Genomic DNA, 23,742 nt, shown 5'->3' on the forward strand with positions numbered 1-23,742 from the left:
CTTTCGGACTCAGATGACGCTATTTGCCAATTTTTCGTCTTTTGAGTACTGTTTCGGACTCCAGTGCAGCTATTCCTTCGAAAGAGGTGCATATTAGGTACTTTTCGAGCCAATAGCGACTATGCGGTCCGATAAAACTCCAAATGTGTGAAAAGAATGCGGTTAGCGGCATCTGAGTCCTATAGCACCGTGTTGGCTGAGTAAGTAACTTGCAAGGCGTACCAATTCGCGTACGCTAGCCCACGGCTAGGGAAGAAACTTGCTAAACACCCAAATTCGCGTACGGCAGCCCCCGCCTAGGTAAACATCCTGCTAAACACCTTAATTCGCATACGAAAGCACCGAGTCACCCCCCTCTACCGCCGCTTTCGGACTCAGATGACGCTATTTGCCAATTTTTCGTCTTTTGAGTACAGTTTCGGACTCCAGTGCAGCTATTCCTTCGAAAGAGGTGCATATTAGGTACTTTTAGAGTCAATAGCGACTATGCGGTCCGATAAAACTCTAAATGTGTGAAAAGACTGCGATTAGCGGCATTTGAGTCCGATAGCACCGAGTCCCCCTTCCCCCGCCGCTTTCGGACTCAGATGACGCTATTTGCCAATTTTCCGCCTTTTGAGCACAGTTTCGGACTCCAGTGCAGCTATTCCTCCGAAAGAGGTGCATATTAGGTACTTTTAGAGTCAATAGCGACTATGCGGTCCGATAAAACTCCAAATGTGTGAAAAGACTGCGATTAGCGGCATTTGAGTCCGATAGCACCGTGTTGGCTGGGGAAGCAACTTACATGGTGCACCAATTTGAGCCCGCCGACTTCGAGTTATAAACACTCAATTTCAGTGGCGTCAAGCTACTTACAAGGTGCACTAATTCGCGTACGGCAGCACCTGGCTAGCAAAGCATCTTGCTAAACACCCCATCCAATAACAGCTTCGGGCGCGCAGCTAGTCACAAAAGAACTCAAAAAAGGAGAAAAAAAGGAAGGTGCCCAGCAGCCAATGGCTTTTGGGACACCCTCCTTTTTTGATTAAACTTCTCTAAGCACGAAAAGTAGGCTTCTGAAATCGCCCTCGAGCTGTGGAAGCGTGAGTCCGAAGTGCATCAGTTCATCCCCTCTGTATACTCCGCCGTTAAACTCAAGCTTATACGATTTCGCAGGGTCGAGTCCTTTCAGACGCAATCTGCGCAACGGTGGATTAGGCCCGGCCAGAACTTGGAAGTAGGTGGCGAAGGCTTCTTTTTTATCAGCGGAAACAAACATCCATGCCGTCTCGTTTCCTTCAAAAGGACTAAGCAGTCGATAGAAATCACCGTACTGAATCAGCATTCTCAGTTCCTTGTACTCCGAAACCTGCTTGCGGATATCCTCGCGCTCAGCTTCAGTAAGCTTGGTCAAATCCAGCTCGTAGCCGAAATTACCCGACATCGCGACATGACCACGTGTCTCCAAAGGTGTAATACGATGTACCTGATGGTTAGGAACAGCCGACACATGGGCACCCATTGAACTCGCAGGATACACCATACTTGTTCCGTATTGGATCTTCAATCTTTCCACTGCATCCGTATCATCGCTAGTCCAGGTCTGTGGCATATAATACAGCATTCCCGGGTCAAATCGTCCGCCCCCGCCGGAGCAGCTTTCGAACAAAATATGAGGGAAACGGGAAACGATACGTTCCAGCACATCATAAAGTCCAAGGATATAACGGTGTGCCGTTTCACGTTGACGTTCGGCTGGAAGAAGCGCTGATCCAATCTCCGTCATATTCCGGTTCATATCCCATTTCACATAAGTAATCGGAGCGGATGATAATACCGAGCTAACTGACTCGACGATATAATCACATACATCCTTACGGGATAAATCCAGCACTAGCTGCTGGCGGGCTAATGAACTTTTATGCCCAGGTACATGGAGACACCAGTCTGGATGTTCACGGTAAAGATCACTTTCAGGCGATACCATTTCTGGCTCGAACCATAATCCGAATTCCATGCCCATTGCCGTGATATCTTCGCCTAGCTTTCCAAGACCTTCAGGCAGCTTGCGACGATCCTCTACCCAATCTCCCAGGGAGCTGTCGTCGTTATCACGTTTGCCGAACCAGCCGTCATCCAGCACAAACAGCTCTAGGCCTAGCTCTTTTCCTGCTTTAGCAATTTCTTTGATTTTATCCGCATTAAAATTAAAATAAGTCGCTTCCCAGTTGTTGATCAGAATAGGACGCTTGCTATCGCGGAATTCACCTCTGCATAACCGGGTCCGATACAGACGGTGATAGGTTCTCGATAAACCGCCAAGCCCTTCACTGGATCTTACTAATACTGCTTCAGGTGCCTGAAAGGATTCGCCCGGTTCAAGCAACCACTGAAAGTTGAAAGGTTGAATACCGATCCCTACTCTGGAAATTCCGTATTGATCCACTTCTGCTTGGGCGAGGAAACTCCCGCTATACACAAGGCTGAATCCATAAACTTCGCCATGGTCCTCTGTCGCATCTTTTGCAAGCAAGGCCATAAAAGGATTCTGCTGATGGCTGCTGGAGCCGCGTTTGCTGTCAATCCGCTGGATGCCAGGAACGAGGGGTCTTTTGTGAATATGGCGTTCTCTAGTCCAAGTACCGGATAATTGCAGCATGTCATAGTCAGAATCATGGAAGTCAACATTCGCGCTTAATACTCTTTTCAAAACCAGATTGTCCTTACCCAGATTCTCAATCCGCACGGAACGTGTTATAACATCCTGATCGTTAAATACGGTATAGCTCAAGGCAGCGATCAATCCTGTTTTATCATCTTGCAGTATAATTTCCAAGGTCTCTGCTTCTTCATCACTTTCAACATAAGTAGCAGGCAGATTTTTGAGTGCAGGTTTTCCTTTATTAATGGTGTAGCTCTTATAACGGAAATCCGTTACGGTCGTGCCATCTACTAGGTGAACCTCCAGTGCCGGTTCGCGGAAATCCCCGTTTCCATAGGAAGGGAATTCGCTTGGCAAGGTGTCTAGGGAGATATTTTTATCCTCCTGCAAATAAGTTGGACTAAAAGAGCAACGTTCCACCAAATTCAACGGGTGTTGAAATTCTCTCCCTGCCAATTTTGGGCCCCAGTAGACATGCGCTGGAATAACACCTTTGATCATTTCAATAATATAGCTGGATTTCTCTGACTGTAAATGAAACACCTTGCGGTTGTCGTCATAATAAATACCCATAATATGTTTGCACTCTCCTTAAGGTAGCTCAATAGAACGTTTATTGTTTGTAGTTAATGCTTCTTCGAAGTCTATTTTAGAGTGAAATGGAAGGGGATACAATCTTAATATCTATACCTATTATAGTAAAATATTGATCTATCTATACACAGGATCTAAACCACTAGAATATATATCATCAAACTGTCATTTGGAGATTGGTAGCCTAAGATATAGTAGGAAAATAACCTTTTGCTTAAATATCAAAGACGGAACGTACAGTAAGCTGGGCACGCAGTTCCTCAGCTGTAGCTGGTTTATCGAGATCTTTTTTGGCAATCGTAACGATTCTTGAAATGCCAGCTGACAGGTCGAAATAGTTATCACTGAAGATCGCATCTCTTTCCTTGAAATCAAGTCCAACGAAACGGGCATATGCTTTTGACTTCACAGTAATAACGAATTGTTCTGCTTCCTCTGTGACTACGGCTTCAAGCTCAGGATCAACAAAGCTGAAGTGTTTCGGCTTAACGAACAAGACGGTTCCCCCGCTTATCGTCTCCCCCTCTACCTCAAATACATATTCCAGATAGGCTTCACGTTTCTTCTCTTTTGTATCCAAGACATGACCAAAATCAAGTCGATCGAACTCGGCATTGCTTAAAGCCTCAATCTTCACCGACTTCGCACCTTCCATTAGAACCTCTGATGTCGGAGTAAGCAGTCTCCATCTTAATTCACCGCTCACCTTCTCTCTGCTCTCATTAGAGACATGCAGGGAAACTACGGTTCCTTCGTCATTTGCAGAAGCTAGAACTGGAGCAAAAAAACGTCTAGCTGTATAATGCATTGCTTTCCACCGGCCATAATAATCGATGCTAGACCAGGAAGCAACCGGCCAACAATCGTTCAACTGCCAATACAATGCGCCCATGCAGCGCCCTCTATGTCTACGCCAATGCTCTACGCCACAGCGCATGCCTTCGGCTTGGATAAGCTGGGACGCATAGAGAATAGATTCAAAATCCTTCGGATATTTGTAGGTCTCGCCGATATAATAGAGAATTTTCTCATTTCCGGTATTGTTCTTTTGGTGGGACTCCATGACATAGGAGAAAATATTGCGATCCTCCGGCAGCGTAAAGGATTCAATCGTCTTTAAGCTTGGGAAGGATTGCAGGCCAAACTCAGACATATAACGCGGATAGAGCTTCCGGTAATCGGTAAAAGGCTCCTTGCCATGCCAAACTCCCCAGTAATGCATGTCTCCATAGTTCTCGTCATTCGGCTTATCAAAGCTTCCTTTAGAGGAAGGAGAGGCACGCCAGTAAAAGGTATTGGGATCAACTTCCTTAGCGATAGCCGGCAGAAGCACTTCATATTGCTTGATATAGTCGGCCTTTAGCTGGAGCGAATAATGATTCTCCCAATCCCAATCGACCCAAGCCATCTCCTGTTCGTTGTTGCCGCACCACAAGCCTAACGATGCGTGATGGCGCAGGCGCTTCATGTTGTCGATCGTCTCATGTGTGATATTGTCCTCAAAAGATTCTGTCAGAGCATAGATTCCACAGGCATACAGATGATCCTGCCAGACAATAAGCCCATATTCATCGCATAGATCATAAAAATAATCGTCAGGATAATAACCGCCACCCCATACGCGAATAGTATTAAAGTTAGCAGCTACGCAGCTTTGGAGCAGGCGATCCGTGCGCTCCATAGTCACGCGAGGCAGAAGATTATCTTCCAGAATATAATCAGCACCTGTAGAAAAGATAAGCACGCCGTTGACTTCAAAAGCGAATGATTGTCCCCACTGGTCTTCTTCCTGCTTCACAGAAATCGTTCTTAATCCAATCCGCAGTTCTCGACGATCCAGCTCCTGTCCCTTCTGTAACAGCACAACCTCGACGTTATACAGGGGTTGTGCACCCAGATTATTCGGCCACCACAGCTCTGGCTCGATAATTTCCAGTGTAATATGATGATCTTCTCCGGCAGTTTCGAACACACGACGTTCAACGGCCACACCTGCTGGAGTGTGAACGCTGACTACGATTTCCCGTTCAACCTCCTGCCAGCTCTCTGTTCTTACCCGAACATCCAGAGTAACCTTATCCGGCTCGTGAAATTGTGTAATATAAACATCGTCAACACGGGCACTGTCATACCCCTGAATGGAGAGACTTCTCCAGATTCCAAGATCGGGCAGCTTCGGACCCCAGTCCCAGCCGAACATGGAATGTGCTTTGCGCAGATGGGATATTCCCTCCACTGCATCAGCACAACTGCTAAGCGGCAGCTCCGCTTGCTTCCGCAGAGCAAATTCCACTGGGGAACGAAAAATCGCGTGAATGGTGTTATCGCCTTGCTTCAACACTGACTTAATGTCCACTTCATACGTCCGGTGCATATTATCACTGTTCAGAATGTTAGTTCCATTCACAAAAAGCTCGCATAACGTATCCAGCCCCTCACACAGCAGAAATACGCAGTCATGCTGTAACACTTCAGCTTCCACTTGAAAGCAACGCTGATATTCGTAATCGTCATTGGATAATTCCAGAACCTCATATTCCTGCTCACGATAGAACGGATCCGGCATTTCTCCGGCATTCAATAAATCGTGATAGACAGAACCTGGCACACTAGCCTCCAGCCAGCTCGGCTCATGCAGACGTCTCATTTTCCATTTTCCATTTAGATCTACAAGATGCATTTTCTCCGCCTCCAAAATGTGCTATTTTGCCTTCTTATAGATCAAGTCTATCAATAATATCTTTATATTTCTTGTGTTGTGTTCTCGAGAATCATGTGCTATTTTGACATCACTAATACCCTGGAGGACGAACATGCTCAAATACACCGAGGCAAGCCATATGAATCCTGAACTACTAGCAGACCCTTTCTGGGTGGAGTCCTTAAGTCAGGTATCTCCAGAGCATACGCATGATTTCTATGAATTTTTCATTCTCACAGAAGGCAGATGTCAGCATATTGTTAACGGGACAGCGCAGCTGCTTCAGACGGGCTGCCTTGTCTTTATTCGGCCCAGTGATACCCACAGATATGAAGCAGATGGTGATAGCGATTGCCGTTTCCTGAACATTCCCTGCCGCAAAAGCCTCATTGAAGATGCTTTAACTTATCTGAATGAAGAGGAGTTTTTGCACGGATTGCTCAACACGCCTCTCCCCCGAATCGCCATGTTATCTCAGCTGGAAATGGCTAGTTTCATCCGTTCTATGGAACGCATTCGCATCCTATCAACCCTAGACAAGGTTAAGTCCCGGATTTTTCTAAAAGGCCTGCTCGTCGATACACTCACCCAGCATTTTTTCTCCGCAGAGACAGTCGCTCAACCAGAATTCCCGCTCTGGCTAGAGCATGCCATAACCAAAATGCATTTAAAGGATAATTTGCACCGTGGACTTCATGCCTTGTACGAGCTGTCAGGGAGAAGCGCCGGTCATGTGAACCGCGCCTTCCGGCAATACTTGAACCAGACACCTACGGAATATATCAACCAGCTAAAGCTCAATGTAGCCCGCAACCTACTGCTCACTACCGAGCTGCGTGTGGTCGATATCGCTTTGGAATCCGGCTTCGAGAATGTCAGTCATTTCTATCATCAATTCAAAAAATTCTATCATCAAGCCCCGCTTGATTTCCGCAGGAATGCACATGTTAATCGGCTGGTTTAGCTTTTTTATACAACAAAAAGCTTCCCTCTGCTGAAATGCAGAGAGGAAGCTTTTACATAGATAAATATATTATTTTGAGTTCCACAATTCCATACGTTCGCTATACTTCTGATTGAAGATTTCTTCTACTTTTTCATCCCCAGCTTTTTTCATATCCGCAAGCATCTTGTCGAATGTAGAATTGGCTTCGGCTTCAGAAGGAGCGATGATTACTCTCGTAATGCTTTGGTCCATAATATCTTTTACTTTTTGCGCGGTCAGCGCTTCAGGCGTTCCGCCGTCAGGACCTAAGTTATCAAATTCTGCTGTATCCCATACGGAATCTCCAAGGCTCTTAATGGCCATTTCGTCAATTTCACTACGTTGGTATTTAACGGCCATATCGTATGGCTGTTCATTGGCATCCAGACCATTTTTAACAAACCACAACCATTTACGAACACCGCTCTTCTTCACAGCATCGTCCCAGTTATCCTTGAAGCTTTGCAGGAATGCAGGGTCTGGTTGTCTCTTTCCATCCACCATGGTGTACTGCTCGCCTTCCTTACCCCATAGCAGCAAATGTTGTCCTTCGTCACTCGCTAGGTAGTTGAACAGCTTGATAGTTTCTTCAGGGTGTTTGTTATTTTTCGTAATGGCAATAGCATCCCATCCAAGTGAGCTTCTTGGTCCGAATGTTGTTTGGGAGGTCTCTGTGCCTGGTGCTACAACCTTGTACGGGAAGAACTGATTATCATCTCCGCCATCCTTCTTCAGAGTACCATTTGCGTTACCTGGGTCCCAGTATGCGCCTGGTGTGGAGAACACTGCGCCAGTAGCCAGCTTTTGAATCCAGGTTTGTGTTTTGCTGATGGCAAATTCTTTTTCGATTAGACCTTCTCTATACAGACTGTTCACATAAAGCAGCATCTCGCGATACTTTGGATCCTTAACATCATATTGTAATGTTCCATTATTATCGTAGTAGGTTCTCAGACCCCACATCCCTTTAAATGTACCCAGGTTGGCGCCCATATTTTCACCGTTCATCGTCATTGGAACAGTTTCTTTTCCATCAATTGTCTTGTTTTTCTCTTTAAAATTCTTTAAAAGTGCTTCAAACTCATCCGTTGTGAGTGGGGTGGAGCCATCTGCCTTATCTGGAGCCAGGTCAGCAACCAGATTTTTTCTCATCAGCATACCGAAAACAGGATCACTATCCAGGCCATACCAGTTAGCTAGGTAATAGTTTTTTCCATCTTTATAACGTGTTTTGATCAATGTGTCGCCGTACATTTCTTTAATGTCTGGTCCACTTTTCTCAATTAACTCATCGAGCGCTATAAATGCGCCACTTGTAATGTATTTATCGAGAGAAGCATCACCCCGGCTCATTACAACTACATCTGGATAGTCACCGCTGGCTAGCATCAAGCTCAGCTTTTCCGTAGGATTACCCGTTGGCTGCTGTATTGAGATCGAAATGCCCGTTTTTTTGGTGATTTCTTGCGCAATAGCATCAGTGAAAGGCTCACCCTTGGTATTTGAATCAAACCAGGTCAATGTAATCGGCTCTTGTTTTTTATCGTCTCCGGCCGTTTGGTTTGTATTGTTTTTTCCATCATTTGAAGCACAACCCGCTAATACACCAACGGCTAATGCGGCAGTAATACTCACGTTCAACCATTTGTTTTTCTTTATCATAGACACCCTAATTCCTCCCATTAAGTAAGTTACTTCATAAGTCTATCAAGCAACCAAGCAAGTCTGTCCGCTCACCCCCCTTCAGGGCCGCCATTTATTTAATCATATTAACTCTTAACCGCTCCCAAAGTCATACCCTTAACAAAGTACTTTTGCAGGAATGGGTATACCAGTACGATAGGCAATGTTGCCACCATCGTCGCTGCCATCCGGATAGTATCACTTGAAACCGCATTCCGCTTAGCCGAGTTAGCTAGCATTTGCGATTGCGATACCATGCCTCCGGTTTGGAATTGGCTTAATATTTTTACGAGTACGGCTTGTAAGGTCTTTAAGTCAGAACTATAGGTAAACGCATAGGAGTCAAACCACGAATTCCAATGTGAGATTGCCTGAAAAAGTCCTACAGTCGCAAGCACGGGTGTGGTCAAAGGTAGAACAATCCGGAAGAAAATCGTCAGGTCATTCGCCCCGTCTACCTTCGCCGACTCCTCGATCTCACCAGGCAGCCCCTCCATAAAGGTACGGACAATAATCATATAGAAGACATTCATCAGCCCTGGCAAAATAAATACGGAAAACGTGTCAATCATATTCAGCGCTTTAAGCACCATGTAATAAGGAATCAGTCCGCCTCCAAAATACATCGTGAAGACAAAATATAGATTCCATCCTTTACGTCCCATCAAATTCCGGCGGCTTAGCGGATAAGCAAGCATCGTAATGACAAGGACAGATAGCGGCGCTCCAATTACGGTACGTTTGACAGTAACCCATAAGCCATTCAAAATCTCGCTATCTTTTAAGATTTGACTGTAGCTATCAAAGGTGAGGACTCTGGGCCATAAATAGACGCCACCACGTACGGTATCCTCAGCAGCATTTAATGAAAGAACGAGAATATTCCAAAAAGGCAGAAAGGTAACTAACAACACAAGTATAAGAATGAAATAAACTATAAATTTAAAAATATGATCCCCGTATCTATTCGAAATCATCACAAGCGCTCCTCTCTTTTTCGTGTTTAGAACAACGCTTGGTCGTTCACTTTTCTAGAAATACGATTCACAATTACAACAAGTATAAAGGCAATCACGGATTTAAATACCCCAACGGCCGCCCCGTAGGAGAACATGCTGTTTTGTAGCCCGTATTTATATGCATAAATATCGATAACCTCTGAATACTCAAGCACGGTATTGTTTTGCAGCAGGTATTGTTGTTCAAAGCCCGCATTCAAAATGCCTCCGACGGCTAGAATCCCTAAAATAACAATGGTTGGACGCAAGGCTGGCAACGTAATATGCCACATTTGCCGGAAGCGACTGGCTCCATCCACTCTTGCTGCTTCGTATAGCTCTGGATTAATAGCGGAAATTGCAGCAAGATACATAATGGCGCTGAAGCCCATTTCCTTCCACATGTTGGACAAAGCGATAATCCACCAGAATAGCGGTCCATTTTGTAGAAAAGCAACCGGTTCCTGAACAATGCCCAACGTCACCAGTAAATTGTTAAACATCCCATCAGAAGCCAGCAGCGTAATCACGATGTTTGCAGCGATAACCCATGAGATAAAATGCGGCAGATAAGAAACCGTCTGTACAAATCTTTTGAAAAATCCCTGCCTAGCTTCATTCAGTACAAGTGCGAGGATGATCGGCGCTGGAAATCCGAATAACAAGGTCAGCAAGCTTGTAGCGAGCGTATTACGCATTACACGGTAGAAATCTCCGGTAGTAAAGAAATACTCAAACCACTTGAAGCCTACAAACTCTGCATGGAAAAATTGTTGAAAAAACGTTCCTCCGCCCGGCTGATAATTCGTAAACGCCATATACATCCCAAACATAGGACCATAAGAAAATAGCAATGTCGCAATTAAGGCAGGCAGCATCAGCAAAAATAACCATTTCTGCTCTTTTAATCTGTACCACAGATTATTGCCTCTGACTGTTTTGATAGCGCTTGCTTTATGCATCAAATACCCTCCCTTTTTATTTAGTGCAGCATGTCGAGCCACATCTCGATTCAACTTCTCTCCTATTCATCTTAAGTCCGCAACAGGTGGCTTTCTATACTTCAATCCTCCGAATGATAGCGCTTTTTAAAGGAGTTTCGGCAGATTCGAGCATTGGATTTCGATATTCAGTCTGCTATGATGAACATGGCAAACAGCGAATTTACAGTAAAGAAGGGACTTCTTCTATGCGCCATATATATAGGAAATATATTTATATGCCTTTTATTGATTTGAGCTTTCGTTCCAAGCTGTTCAGCGTATTTGTGCTAGTGACCATTATTCCGATGATGCTTTTCGCCTACCTTTCCTACGAATTAACAAAATCAAAATTAACGGATCAGATTTACAGCAATATGATGAATTCAACAGCTCAGATTAATAAAAATTTGGAAAACAAGCTGGACAGCTATGAACATATTTCAGCTTCCATCTACCTGGATAACAGACTTGCCAGCTACCTCACGAGTGAATACCAGGATGATCCTTCTTATCTGGATGTCTATCAATATATAGGCAACCGCATGGACACGATAATGACTGCCTATCCTGATTTTGATAGCGTTTTCATTTATTCGGACAATGAATCACTTCCCAAAGATGATTATTATATCAAGCCGGTAACAGCTGAGGTTAAAGAGACCGAGCTGTTCAAGCAGCTTCAGCAGTCACACGGGAATATCATTCATCTGTCCTCACCGCAAACCGAAGATAGTCCGGCCATGTTTACCTTAGCAAGATTTTTGAACAATAACCGCAATCAATATCCCTACGGTATTCTAGTCTTCAGAATCTCCGAATCGGTAATCTATTCTTTAATGGAGGAAGAAGCGGGCGGGAAAGATATTTTTATTATTAATGACAAAGGACTTATTCTCTCAGCAGCAGACAAGCACTTATTAAATACGAGCCTGCCGGAATTGCTTGATCAGAAATTCGATGAATCGCCATCGGGCAGATTTGACACAACTTACAAAGGGGTAAAGGCTTTCGCCGTCTATAACACGCTCAAAAATGGATGGAAAACCGTGTCCATCTTCCCTTATGACAGCATTATTCAGGATGCTAAATCACTCTCAGATCTGATTATCAAAATCTCACTGGGCTTTATTGGCGTGGCCCTCCTGCTGATTTACATTACGGCGTCGCTATTCAGCAAGCGTATCCGTACTTTAATCCGGATGATCCGCCGCCTTGAACGGGGGGATTTCAATCATAGTACAGAAGAACATTTGGGAAATGATGAGATTGGCCAGCTGCATTTTGCCTTCAAGCAAATGACCACCCGGCTCAAAAGTCTCATTACCGAGGTGTATCAGAAGGAGCTGCAGAGCAAGGAAGCCGAGCTTGACCTGCTGCAAGCGCAGATCAACCCTCATTTTCTGTATAACACACTGGGCTCCATCTCGTCGCTTGCCCTAAAACATCAAGATACGCGTATACAAGATTTGGTGCTTCATCTAGCCAAGTTTTATCGAATCTCCCTGAATAAAGGGAAAAGTATATTGACCATCCACGAGGAATTAAAGCTGACCCAGAGCTACAACGCCATTCAGCTAATCCGCTTTAAAGGACAACTGAACATTACCTACACAGTAGATGAAGCGATTCTGCCCTACTCTACAGTCAAACTTGCCTTACAGCCTTTTGTGGAGAATGCAGTGCTTCATGCCGTGTGGAGCCAAGAAAGTCCGCTAAATATTCATATCAAAGGTGTCATGGAAGCGAACGATATTATTTTGTCAGTAATCGATGATGGCATGGGGATGAGCCGCGAGACCCTCAGCTCTTTGCTTGAGGATAAGCCTGGACGAGGGTACGGAATCACTAACGTTGATCGCCGCATCAAACTGAAATTTGGTGAGCACTACGGCGTTAAAGTATTTAGCAGACTAGGAATAGGCACCACTGTGCAGATTCGTTTACCCCAAAAAGAGGTGTAGGAGCGGTGACGAGGGGATTCTCCATTGCGGGGATCGTTTGGCTTGCTTCTCCTTGGATATGATGGGATCGATGGGATCGTTTAGATCACTCGGTACTATTTGCTCCCTGCTCATTCGTATCGGACCGAGGGGACCTTATTTCGATGATTCGGGGCATTTTGCTCGGCTATCGGACTCAGATGCAGCTATTGACTCATTTGCACAGTAATTCTGGACATTTTTATAGCAATAAGAGCTATACAGTCCGAAATCTTTGTAAAATGACTCAAATATCCAAAATAGCTGCGATACGGTCCGATGTGTTCTAACTATGATCTACTTTGCCGTAGTGTGTTCGACTTTTGCGGGGGATTCTACATTGCCGGGGTGTGTTCGACTTTTGCACGGGATTCTAATTTGCTGGAGTGTGTTCTACTTTTACACGGGATTCTACTTTGCTGGGGTGTGCTCGACTTTTGCACCGGGATTCTACTTCGCTGGAGTAAGTTCCGAGAGATAGTAAAGTGTGGTACTAATAACTGCCGAACAGCAATGTACCAAACAGTAATGTAATATCTATTAGCAAAGTTCGATAAAGTAGCTAATTTCATTAACTGATCTATCAAAAAGAGCGACTCTCCGGTTAATGGAGAGTCGCTCTTTTGTAGTCATTTCAGCTTACTTCAAAATCAAATTATAGATCACTTGAGCCGCTTCTGCGCGCGAAGCGATTCCTTTTGGTGCAAACCGTTCATGACTTTGACCTTGAATCAGTCCTAGACTGGCCGCTTCATTTACAGAAGCAGCGGCCCAAGCAGACACCTGATTCATGTCGGTGAACGCTGCGGCAGTTGCACCGTTGATTGTTGCGCCGTTAGTTGTTGCACCAATGGTTGTTACGCCGTTGGTTGTTGCACCATTGGCTGTTACGCCGTTGTTCAGCTCGTAAGCCTTCATTAGCATCACCGTGATTTCTTCACGGGTGATTTGTGCGCCCGGCTCAAACTTGGACGCACTTCTGCCACTCACGATTCCCGCCTTGTAAGCGATTGAGATAGGCTCCGCATACCAGGCGGATGGAGCAACATCAGCAAAGCTTTCTTTTCCTGTCGCGGTCAGTCCAAGGGCATGAACAAGCATCGAAGTGAACTCGGCACGTGTAACTGCCCGGCTTGGTTCAAACTTTACTTTGCTTGTGCCCTGCACATATAGCTTGGACGCCAGCTCTTGGATTACTGGGTTAGCCCAGTGATTGGCCGGAACATCGACAAAGATGCGGTTCAGCTCCAGCACAGCATATTTGCTGAAGTGGCTGACCTCAGCTTTTAATACACCGTTAGCATAATCAGCTTGAATATATTCCAGCCTGCCATTGTCCGCGATATAATAAACACCGCCTCGTTTAGCATTGAAGCCTTCTGCCACTGGCATGATGAGTGTTATTGGCTTATCAAATGTAGCGAGTGTGTCTGTAGTGCCTGACTTAGTGGTAATAGAAAGACTAAATTCATAGATGTCTCCCTTGAGAACAGCAGCCGCATTAGTAGAACTAGCCACTGTAGCAACCAACTCATCGGCCTTGCTGCTGAGGTTCACCATCTTCAGGGCAATCTTGCTATCTTCCCGCTGTCCCTCTGGCAGCTTGTTTTGCAACTGGTGAATTAGCTCCGCTGGTACCTGCAAGGAGAGCTTACCCGCATTCAAAACTAGGGTCTGGTTCGCCAACTGTCGGACTACAGCAGAGGATAACTGAACTTGTTGGATGTCCCCTTTAATCTCAACCACTACCTGACCAGAAGCACTGTCCACTTTCAGCATATCTGGCATGAGAATCAAAGTGCCCGCAGCATTCTCTTGACTCGAAGTACTGCCAGAAGTGCTGCCAGAGGTACCGCCATTGTTTCCTGGATTCCCAGGATTACTCGGTTCTCCCGGATTTCCCGGCTCTCCCGGATTACTAGGCTCTCCCGGATTTCCCGGCTCTCCTGTAGAGGCCTCTTTGACTGTGATTTCTGCCGATGCTTTGAACCCACCATCTACCGTCTCCACAGTAATGGTGGCCTTTCCAGCTTCTACAGCGGTTACTGTTCCGTACACTACGGTAGCTACAGAGGTATCGCTCGAAGTCCAAAGTACTGCTTTATCCGTCGCATCTTCCGGGGATACTGTAGCCGTCAACTTGCCGGTTTCACCAGCGGTCAACGCAAGCTCTGTCTTATCCAGTGTTATACCGGTTACTGTCTTAGGTGCAGCCGTCAATTTTACCAATTTCGACTCTGTCGGCTGCAAGGACAATTTCATAGTTCCTGTGGCAGAGGAAACCTCTCCTGTCCAGAGATCTTGCGTAGTATAAATCTCTGCAGCATCCAGTCCAGCGCGGCCAAGATCAACTTGCTTATCTGCCGAAGCAGATGCACTGTAATTGAATACAGCCAGATAATAATCATTGCCATCCTTCATAACAAAAGTATCGGCGGCATTGGCGTTTGTATTTCCTTCAAGTGGCTTGAACACTTTTCCTTTTAAAGCTAAATCGAGAACATCTTTGTTGTTGAACAAAGCGGTCATGTACTCCTGTGCTTTTGGATCGTTAACATTGTCAGAGCCAAGCAGTACTGTTCCAGCGATAACGCCAGAGTTCATACGGCTACGCGCTTCAGTCAAGCTGGTAGCACGGGCCAATGCCAAATGATCAGGATCGGTGTAGGTATAGATCGTGCCATTTTGCCAAAAGCCATAGGTTAATGAATTCAGCATATATTCGGTTTCATTGATCTTGCCGTAGGTGTCGCAGGAAATTCGCCGGCTATGCGCATATTGGCTCGGGAAAATTGGCGCAATTGATGCGCTAATGAACATTTTTCCATCCAGACGTTCTTTCACATAACGCATTCCTTCATTATAAGCTTGGATTCCTGTCGTTATAGTTGAATCGAAATGTTGCCCCTCAAGCGAACCATGCGTTAAGAAATCCAATTTGATGAAGGTGAAGCCCAGCGCTTTAAATTTGTCCAAAAAATAGTTCATGCGTAATTGGGCACCAGGATGTGTTACATCCAAAGGAAAAGCCCCGTCCAGAGTCGGCAGCGGTTGACCCGCGGCATCCTTAAGGACAATATCGCCGTAAGTATATTTATTGTCAGTTCCCTCTACAATCTGGTCCATATTGTTGCCCCAGTATACAAACGGTGCCCAATAAATACCCGCATGCTGGCCATTCCCTTTAATAACCGATACGGCGTCAGTCAGCTGCTTATCATTCAGATTATCCCAATAAGAATCCATGTTAATAAATACATTGCCGTTATTATTGAAATTTTGCAGATTCTCTTTATAGTAATTGGAGACATCCACTACATCCTGATATGAAAGCGTACCCTCGTAAGCTCCCCAGCTATTAAAACCAACCGGTACGCCTTGTGGCAGCTCGGGGTTTAGCGCAAGTGCAGGTGTAATGATCGCATTAGCTTTGCCATACTCCTCAAGCCCTGTACGGTAATCACTGAAGGCCCCTACCATGATCATAGGTGAGGACAAGTTTGTTCCACTTAAGCTGCCATGAGGCTGGGTATCCCGGGTAACATCACTAGCTGCACCGCCATATACGACCAGCTCATTCAGCCGATTGGAGGAACCTTTCCAGTCGATGCCTGTCTTCCAGGTATCATGAGTTACAGAGCCAAGCACAAGGCCGCTGCGTGTCGAGTTGTTAAACACAGTCGTCATCTCATAGCTGGTATCTGCACGATTCATAGATTGAGATTTATAACGAATCCAAGCATCGTTGTCAAAAGGAACCGTAAGCACACGATTATCCGCACTAGCTCCGATATCCACACCACCTGTACGTTTTACGGTAATAGGTGACATATAGTTGGTCTTGACCGCTGTATCGCTGGCCGCATCCAGACGGGTCAGAAAATACTTTTGATCGTCATAAAACTTGTAGACCTGCTTTAACGTCGGTTTTCCTGTGGAAGTGTGGACAAAAGTTAGCTCCACGCCTTTGCCGAAACCATCCTGAATGTCTACCGGAGCACCAACACTTGTATGACTCTCATAGCTTGTAGTCTCAACGAGCGTATCGCCGATTTTGATACTGCTATAGATCCCATGCAGCTTCTGTCCGTCAGCCCAGTTATAGCTTACATATCCTGACTTGGTATTATAGGACACTTCATATTGGCCATTTGATACAAGCAGTCCGTAAGTATATTCGGTAACTGTGATAGCTCCGTAGTTCTTCGAAGCGCCCGGTGTTCCTAAATCACCGTCCTCCTCTACTGGGGGATTAGGATCCACACCCATAGCTGGCTCAACTATAATCCGGTCCAGATCTGGCGCATACCCGTTGCCATCTGTAAATTTGATTGTATTCTCGCCTTCGTTCAGTGGCAGTGTAAGTTCATACATTCCAACCGTATCCCAGTCCGGTGTCTTGGGCAGCTCATAATACTGCACTGCTCCACCATTCGCACTAACGTAGAAGCTGCGTGGGTCACCTGAAATATAGGCGACTGTGATTCGGTAATCACCAGTCATAGGGGCTGTAATCTTGTTGAAGGTTATGGAACTGCCGTTATTCAAGTACCCTACCTTCTGACCACCCGAAGCATTCGGGCTAGCGGAAACTTGGGCCTCGCCTGTCAAATCATTGAGTGGAGATTCTGCTTCATAGCTGAGGGTATAAGGAATAATTTCTATCCGGTCGAAATCTGGAGAATACCAATCATGATCTGAGAAGGTGATAGTATTCAAACCCTCTACCAAAGAGGCCTCCACATCATAGGATCCCACGGTGCTCCAGCTTGCCGTCTTTGGCAGGTCAATCATTTCATCCAGTCCATCGTTAACCTGCATATAGACAGGACGTTGATCGCCGGAAATATAGGAGATGCGGATTAAATACGTTCCTGCTGCTGGTACTGCAACATTTGTGAACTGTAAGGAACTGTTTTTGTTCAGATCCGTTACGATTTTACCGCCAGAGCCCACACTGCTGTCCGCCACTTTGGCGTTGCCTGTAAGCATATTCTCAGTAGCCTCGGCTTCCATGATCACACCATGCAGCTTCTCCTTCCAGTCACCCCCGGGTCCTTCACCTGGATCGCTGTCGTCCAGTCCACGGATTACGATCTTATCGATGTCCGGAGAATACCAGTTGTTGTCATCGATCAAGATGGTATTAGCACCCGCGTTCAGCGGAAGCGTCACATCATAAGTGCCTACCGTATCCCAGTCCACAGTCTTGGACGGTTCTTCAAATTGCTTGTCACCGCCATTGGCACTGATATTAAACGGGCGTGAATCGCCAGAAATATAATACACTGTAATTTTATAATTCCCCGGCTCGCTCACGGTCACATTATTGAACAACAAGGAGCTGCCTTGATACATGCCGCCAACTTTTTTCCCTCCGGAAGCCGCTGGGTGGTCAGAAATTGACGCATTACCCGTCAGAATATTCCCATCCGCTTCAGCTTCATAGCTATTTGTATCCTCGGCGTAGACCTTGCCGGCAAACTGACCACCGCTGCCTAACACTAAGCTGATCATAAGAAAGAACAAGAACCCTCTTTTCATTACACGTCCAAACATTTAATCCCTCCATTTAACTTTCTGATATAAGAAAAGCCTTCCGGTTGCAATTCATCAGTTGTTCCTCTTTCCAAATAACGTCTTCAGAACTCCTCTCCTTGTTGTAAGTAACGTCATGTAAGGAATGTACGGCCCGTACCGATTACTCTCTCAAGAATGCTGTATCCAACTATTGCCGTCTGGATTTCTTGAAAGCGCTATCGCAATTAGATGTGTAAAAAAGCTTCCTTTAATCGCAATAATGAATCAAGCCCCTCACATGTGCTGAGTTGTAATACATGCTTATTGTAAAAAGCAAAGGGGCATCTTTCCATATCGCAAGTTTACAATTCATAAAGGAAAGCGACTTTTCTTTCTATTCAGTAAGCAGAAGTGCGGAAGGTTAAATATTTTTCCTGTACTCGTTAGGTGTGACCCCAAGGTTCTTCAGAAATAGAGAAATAAAATAAGACGTGCTTTCGTACCCCACTCTCTGGGCAATATCTTGAATCTTCAGTGACCCGTCTGCGAGCAGCTCCTTGGCCTTATCAAGCCGAATACGGGTTAAATAATCGTGGATCGTGATGCCTGTTTTATCCTTAAAAATAGATCTTAAGTAGTTCGGTGACAGATAAACCTGATCAGACAGACTATTAATCGTAATCGGCTGATCGTAATTTTGTTCAATCACGGTGCGAACCTTGTGGACGAGCTTTGTATTTTTATCCATAAGTCGCTCACCTAGCATGCTCACGGCATCACCCGCAGTGCCCAGGATTAAATCCTCGATCTCATGTAAAGTCAGCGCATTATAGATGGAATGATAGAGCTCCGCCCGCTTAAAACCCTCGGGAACAGACTGATGCAGCTGCTCTAGCAGTTCATCAACAAGATCAATCGCCCAATCACAGATGATTTTTTTCTTGATTCTCAGTGTGGCCAATCCCACGAAATATTGATGCAGCTTTTGTGCGGCCTGCTCGAAGTCCAGCTGATGGATAGCTTCAAACCACTCTTTTCTCTCAAAAGGTGGCATATGTTCACTGTCGAACTGATTCGAAATAGCCGCGGCATGAATAATTAAGCCCGTGCCTTTATAAAAACGTTCATTTAAAATCACACGCGTCTGCTTATACAGATTATGGACCAACGCTAATTCTGCGGCCTGCGCTCCGACTGCTGCCGTCACCGTAAAATCCAGCGCACTACGAATAGCCACAGCTAAATCCTCCCAAGCATAATAGCCAGGCTGTTGAGTCGCTTCCATGAATACACCTGTCTCGCCATCCTTGTAAGGAACAAAAACAACCTCTATATTTTTCGCCTTAAAAAAGTGATCCAGATAAGAAATCAACCGGCTCATACACTCTTCCAGACTCTGCTGCTCACCCTCCGCCTCTTTGGGATCGATGCTGAACAGTGCCATGGTATAATGATTACTCTCTGGGAGACGTGTCAGCCTATTGAAGTTATTTGCCAGCTCTGCGGCTTGCTCCGCATTTTTTTCAAAAGAAAGCTCCTTAAGAATCTTAGTTTTAGCAGCCTCCATAGAACGTTGTTTCATCTGAACCTCTTCGCAGCGTGCTTTAACCTTTTCGATAACGCTTTCAATTTCAGTCAAATCTAGCGGCTTCAGTAAATATCCAACAGCTCCTACATTAAGGGCCGATTTAACATAGTGGAATTCATCATGTCCGGTGAGGAACATAATTTGCATCTGGTCATAACATTCATGTATTTTTTTAGCCAACTCAATTCCATTCATTATCGGCATCTGAACATCTGTAAGAATAATATCCGGTTGAAAAGCCTCTATTTTCTCCAAAGCTTCTCTACCATTGCTCGCTGTTCCGACTACATAGATACCCATCTCTTCCCAGCGGATATAATCTCTCATCATCTCAAGACCCATTTCTTCATCATCTACCAAAAAAATACTATACACCTGAGGTTCCCTCCTTCTTGTTGTCTGTATTTGCTCCTATTATATTCTTTTCCCCTTAGTCGATCATCGACCAAATAAATGTAAGTCATTTTCAGGCATGAATCGTTACTTTGTAAGATCTAATCCCAACGTGCTCGTAAAAAGGCTATCGGGTCCTAAGCAGACCAGATAGCCCTTCGATACCTACTCATCATTATTCGGACGCATAATGAAAACGGAGGCTCATCGCCCCCGCCGAATCATTATAACAGCTCCAATTGGCTGTTGAAATAGTAGCTTCCTCCTGTTTCTGCTTGGAAGGTAGTTCTCTGATCTCCCCATCGAAGGGTCACCGTTCCCGGTGCGTAGGTGCGAAGCGTAGCTTCCGTCAACTGCCCCTTCTCCCAAACTACGTCTACCTCTACCTTTCCTTTGGCTCGTAATCCAGACACCGATCCTGTATTCCAGGCTTGCGGAAGCGCTGGCAACAGATGAATTTCATCCGCGTGGCTTTGCAGCAGCATCTCTGCAATAGTAGCCGTCCCACCAAAATTGCCATCCACGACAAAGATATTGCACTCTGCCCCACCAATCCCTGATTTGGAGAAACTGAACAGATTATCGAAGCACAGACCGCTAATTAAATGAGAGATATGCTTATACGCCTTCTCCCCGTCATATAGTCTGGAAAAACTAAGACCGAATAAGGCGGCGGTGAACTCTACATCCTCCAGTTCTTCCTGAGCCATCCGGTTCTCTAGCGTTACCCTTGCTGCCGCGCTTAACTCCGGTGTTCTGTCCGGTGTAATCTGGTTGCTTGGATACAAAGCGAACAAATGAGCCAAGTGTCGATGCTCAGGTTGCGCTTCTTCATAATCTTCAAGCCACTCCTGCAGCTGACCTCTTTTACCAATCTGTAGCGGGGGTAACTTAGCCATAGCTTCCTTTAGCTTCAGCTGAAGCTCCACATCTGTATCGAGCAACACCGCAGACTTCAGACAGAACTCGAAAAGATCCTGTACGAGCACTTGATCCATGGTCGAACCCATAGACAGCTGCTGTGCACCCTCGCTGCTATCGGCGGGATAGAAGCTGTTCTCTGGCGAGTTCGAAGGACCCGTCACCAGCCAGCCATATTTCGGATGAATCGTCATATAGTCGAGGAAGAATTCTGCGGCTTCTTTTAGAACAGGATATGCCTGGCGCTCTAGAAATACACGATCCTGACTATATTCATAATGCTCCATCAGATGGGTTGCAATCCATAATCCGCCTGTGACATTGAGCCCCCATGAGGTTTCCCAGCCCGGAGCTGTAAACCCCCAGACGTTAGAGAATACATGCGCCACCCATCCTTTGCTGCCATATAAATCGCGTGCAGTTGATTTTCCTGCCTGAGATAAATCTTCAATATATCGCATCAATGGAAGGTGGCTGTCCCCAAGGTTTACGACTTCTGTCGGATAATAATTCATCTGTGTATTAATATCGAGATGATAGTCGCAGCTCCAGCCCATACGGCAAGCCTCACCGTCATTCCAGATTCCCTGCAAGTGCAGTGGAAGAGGTGAATCTTCCCGTGATCCGGCAATGGTTAGGTAGCGGCCATACTGGAGGAACAATGCGAACAACTGAGGGTCCTCCACCTGATCCTGTGCCAGCAACCTAATCCGCTGATCGGTAGGCAGACTTTCTTTCTCGGAGCTACCCAATTGAATATCCACCTTTGCATATTCCTGGCGGTAATCTTGAATATGATCTTCTTTTAACTGTGCATAACCTTTGGTTAAAGCCTGCCGTAGGTTGCTGTAGCTCTCCGTCTCCCAATCCTGATTGCTCCGGCGATAATCGGTACTGACCCCAAAATAAATCCGGGCCTCATTAGCTCCGGAAACTCTTAATCGGCCATCCCCCCTGTAGATCGTACCGCCGGATAGACTTACTTTAAGCTGCCCTTTTGCCCATACCCCGCATTTACCATTACTATGCACCTTTTCTGTAGCTTGCCCCTTGAATTCAATAGTGTCGCCATCCACAACCTCAGTCGTAAACGATTCTGTCCCACCTTCGATGGCAAGCGTAAAGGATACCCCTCCAGGCTTATCGCTCCAAATTCTTGAAACTACCAAATCATCGGCATGTGAAGCGAAGACCTCTCGACGGATTGTTGTTTCGCCGCTCTCATAGACCGCCCCAGACACTGCACTTGTCAATTCCAGCTCCCGCCGAAACACACCGCCTGATTTAACATCCGCATCCTGGGCAAAATCAATAACCACCTCGCATAATCCCAGGTTCGTACCGAAATTTTGTTTTTTAGGCTGTAAATACTGTTTGGCTAAACGATCACCGCTGTCATAATCGCCGGCAAAAAAGTGACTTCGCATCTCTTCCAGCGCAGTTCTACCTCCGGCAGGAGCAGACTCGGGATCCGTTTGCCCAGACCAATAGGTCACCTCGCTCATGCTCCACACTTCACGATGCGGCGCCGCCATTACAACAGCACCTATTCTTCCGTTACCCAACGGCAACCCTTGCGACCAGCTTGTTGCAGGGGTTGAATACCACAATTTAAAATCGCTCATTTGATCGTCTCCTGTCTGTAATAGACCTTCAAAAGTTGTTGTTAATTAATCCGCTTTCTCTGTTATTAACATTGTGTATTTATCGCATTTATCGTAACATCATCAGTACTACTAGTCTTTGTTGACTCGTTCATTCATTTGACAATTTATCCGTTATTCCAAACATTTAACTACAGGCCAGAATTAAGAAATGCTGCTAGAAAAGGGGTATAGTATGAACAAACTATCTGAAATCACACCGTATGTTGGAGCAATCATGCCTTATCTGTACGACGGCAGCAGCAATGAGCATCTGCGCGTCGGCAATGCCTACGCTTTTCATCTGTTTACCGATGGCCCCGGTGACATGGAAATCGATGGAATTCGTTATCCGATTGAGCGTAGAACACTGGTGTTTCTGCGCCCCGGCCAGCCACATGCCTTTCATATTTCCCCTTCTCATCCACTCTCGTCCTACAATGTCTATTTTGATTTGTGGGACAAGCAGTCGCCTATGTCTACTAATCTTTCTTTTATCCATGCGCCTGAACCCTTTAGGCTTGAGAAAAAGGCCACCGAAGTCCCCTGTGCCGAGCTGAAAGAATTGCCCTGCGTTTTCCCGCTAGCTAAATATCCACAGCTATACGATAGTCTTGTGATGATTGCTAAAATATACAATGAAGCGATATTCTACCGGAATGAAGCGGTTCATAGCTTGTTATACGGTTGGATATTAAGCTGGTATAATGCCCTCCATCAGCATCAGCCAAGCGATTATCGGATTGTCCGCCTGTTGGAGTATTTGAACACTCATCCCGAACGTGGTAAATCTATCGAAGACTGGGCACAGCTCTGCGGACTCAAGCGAACTTATTTTCATGAGCTGTTTCTGCGAGAAACCGGAATGACGCCGCGCGCTTATCATCATAATCTCGTTATGCGGCGGGCGGCAGGTCTGCTTCTGGAGAGCGAGCTAAGTGTTACTGCCATTGCTGAGAAATTGGGCTATCCTTCACTCCATCCCTTTTCCAGACATTTCAGTGCCTGCTACGGCATAAATCCCACACAATATCGCCTTAATCCGCAAAGCCGAATACAAATATAGGTTGTAAAAAAGAATACGCGCTATCCGCAAGAAGCAGAGGGCGC

General features: G+C 45.7%; 11 protein-coding genes. 3 read left to right on the forward strand and 8 right to left on the reverse strand.

Annotated elements, in window-relative coordinates; all coding sequences use genetic code 11:
- Positions 1 to 1,027 precede the first annotated feature (1,027 nt).
- Positions 1,028 to 3,217, reverse strand: coding sequence for an alpha-galactosidase (locus NSQ55_RS22320; RefSeq protein WP_339169178.1), 2,190 nt, complete (start codon positions 3,215 to 3,217; stop codon positions 1,028 to 1,030).
- A gap of 235 nt (positions 3,218 to 3,452) precedes the next feature.
- The gene (locus tag NSQ55_RS22325) at positions 3,453 to 5,918 is read right to left on the reverse strand and encodes a glycoside hydrolase family 2 protein (protein WP_339169180.1); all 2,466 of its coding nucleotides are present in this window, start codon (positions 5,916 to 5,918) and stop codon (positions 3,453 to 3,455) included.
- A gap of 133 nt (positions 5,919 to 6,051) precedes the next feature.
- Here NSQ55_RS22325 and NSQ55_RS22330 point away from each other — a divergent pair, with 133 nt between their 5' ends.
- Positions 6,052 to 6,903 (forward strand): helix-turn-helix domain-containing protein, encoded by an 852-nt coding sequence (locus NSQ55_RS22330; RefSeq protein WP_076128941.1) that lies wholly within the window; start codon positions 6,052 to 6,054, stop codon positions 6,901 to 6,903.
- A 69-nt stretch (positions 6,904 to 6,972) separates the two neighbouring features.
- On the opposite strand, the gene NSQ55_RS22335 is transcribed toward NSQ55_RS22330, so the two are convergent.
- The 3 genes from NSQ55_RS22335 to NSQ55_RS22345 all read right to left on the reverse strand — a co-directional run bounded on the left by NSQ55_RS22335 (position 6,973) and on the right by NSQ55_RS22345 (position 10,567).
- Positions 6,973 to 8,586, reverse strand: a complete 1,614-nt coding sequence (locus NSQ55_RS22335; RefSeq protein WP_038574721.1) for an extracellular solute-binding protein — start codon at positions 8,584 to 8,586, stop codon at positions 6,973 to 6,975.
- A gap of 107 nt (positions 8,587 to 8,693) precedes the next feature.
- Positions 8,694 to 9,584: a carbohydrate ABC transporter permease gene (locus NSQ55_RS22340; protein WP_036683186.1), complete on the reverse strand. Its 891-nt coding sequence runs from the start codon at positions 9,582 to 9,584 to the stop codon at positions 8,694 to 8,696.
- Positions 9,585 to 9,610: 26 nt separating this feature from the next.
- On the reverse strand, positions 9,611 to 10,567 hold the full coding sequence (locus NSQ55_RS22345) for an ABC transporter permease subunit (RefSeq protein WP_051491272.1): 957 nt from the start codon (positions 10,565 to 10,567) through the stop codon (positions 9,611 to 9,613).
- Between the two features lie 257 nt (positions 10,568 to 10,824).
- Between NSQ55_RS22345 and NSQ55_RS22350 the strand changes: the two genes are divergently transcribed.
- Positions 10,825 to 12,549 (forward strand): sensor histidine kinase, encoded by a 1,725-nt coding sequence (locus NSQ55_RS22350; RefSeq protein WP_339169184.1) that lies wholly within the window; start codon positions 10,825 to 10,827, stop codon positions 12,547 to 12,549.
- 657 nt (positions 12,550 to 13,206) lie between these two features.
- On the opposite strand, the gene NSQ55_RS22355 is transcribed toward NSQ55_RS22350, so the two are convergent.
- From NSQ55_RS22355 to NSQ55_RS22365, 3 genes are all read right to left on the reverse strand, one after another.
- Complete coding sequence (locus NSQ55_RS22355; RefSeq protein ID WP_339169185.1) at positions 13,207 to 18,126, reverse strand: S-layer homology domain-containing protein; 4,920 nt, start codon at positions 18,124 to 18,126, stop codon at positions 13,207 to 13,209.
- Positions 18,127 to 18,508: 382 nt separating this feature from the next.
- On the reverse strand, positions 18,509 to 20,050 hold the full coding sequence (locus tag NSQ55_RS22360; protein WP_076191788.1) for a response regulator: 1,542 nt from the start codon (positions 20,048 to 20,050) through the stop codon (positions 18,509 to 18,511).
- A gap of 242 nt (positions 20,051 to 20,292) precedes the next feature.
- Complete coding sequence (locus NSQ55_RS22365) at positions 20,293 to 22,614, reverse strand: glycoside hydrolase family 95 protein (RefSeq protein WP_339169189.1); 2,322 nt, start codon at positions 22,612 to 22,614, stop codon at positions 20,293 to 20,295.
- 214 nt (positions 22,615 to 22,828) lie between these two features.
- Here NSQ55_RS22365 and NSQ55_RS22370 point away from each other — a divergent pair, with 214 nt between their 5' ends.
- Positions 22,829 to 23,698 (forward strand): AraC family transcriptional regulator, encoded by an 870-nt coding sequence (locus NSQ55_RS22370; protein WP_339169191.1) that lies wholly within the window; start codon positions 22,829 to 22,831, stop codon positions 23,696 to 23,698.
- Positions 23,699 to 23,742 lie beyond the last annotated feature (44 nt).

Source organism: Paenibacillus sp. FSL H7-0943 (assembly GCF_037963265.1).
In the GTDB taxonomy this organism is placed as follows: Bacteria; Bacillota; Bacilli; order Paenibacillales; family Paenibacillaceae; genus Paenibacillus_AQ; species Paenibacillus_AQ odorifer.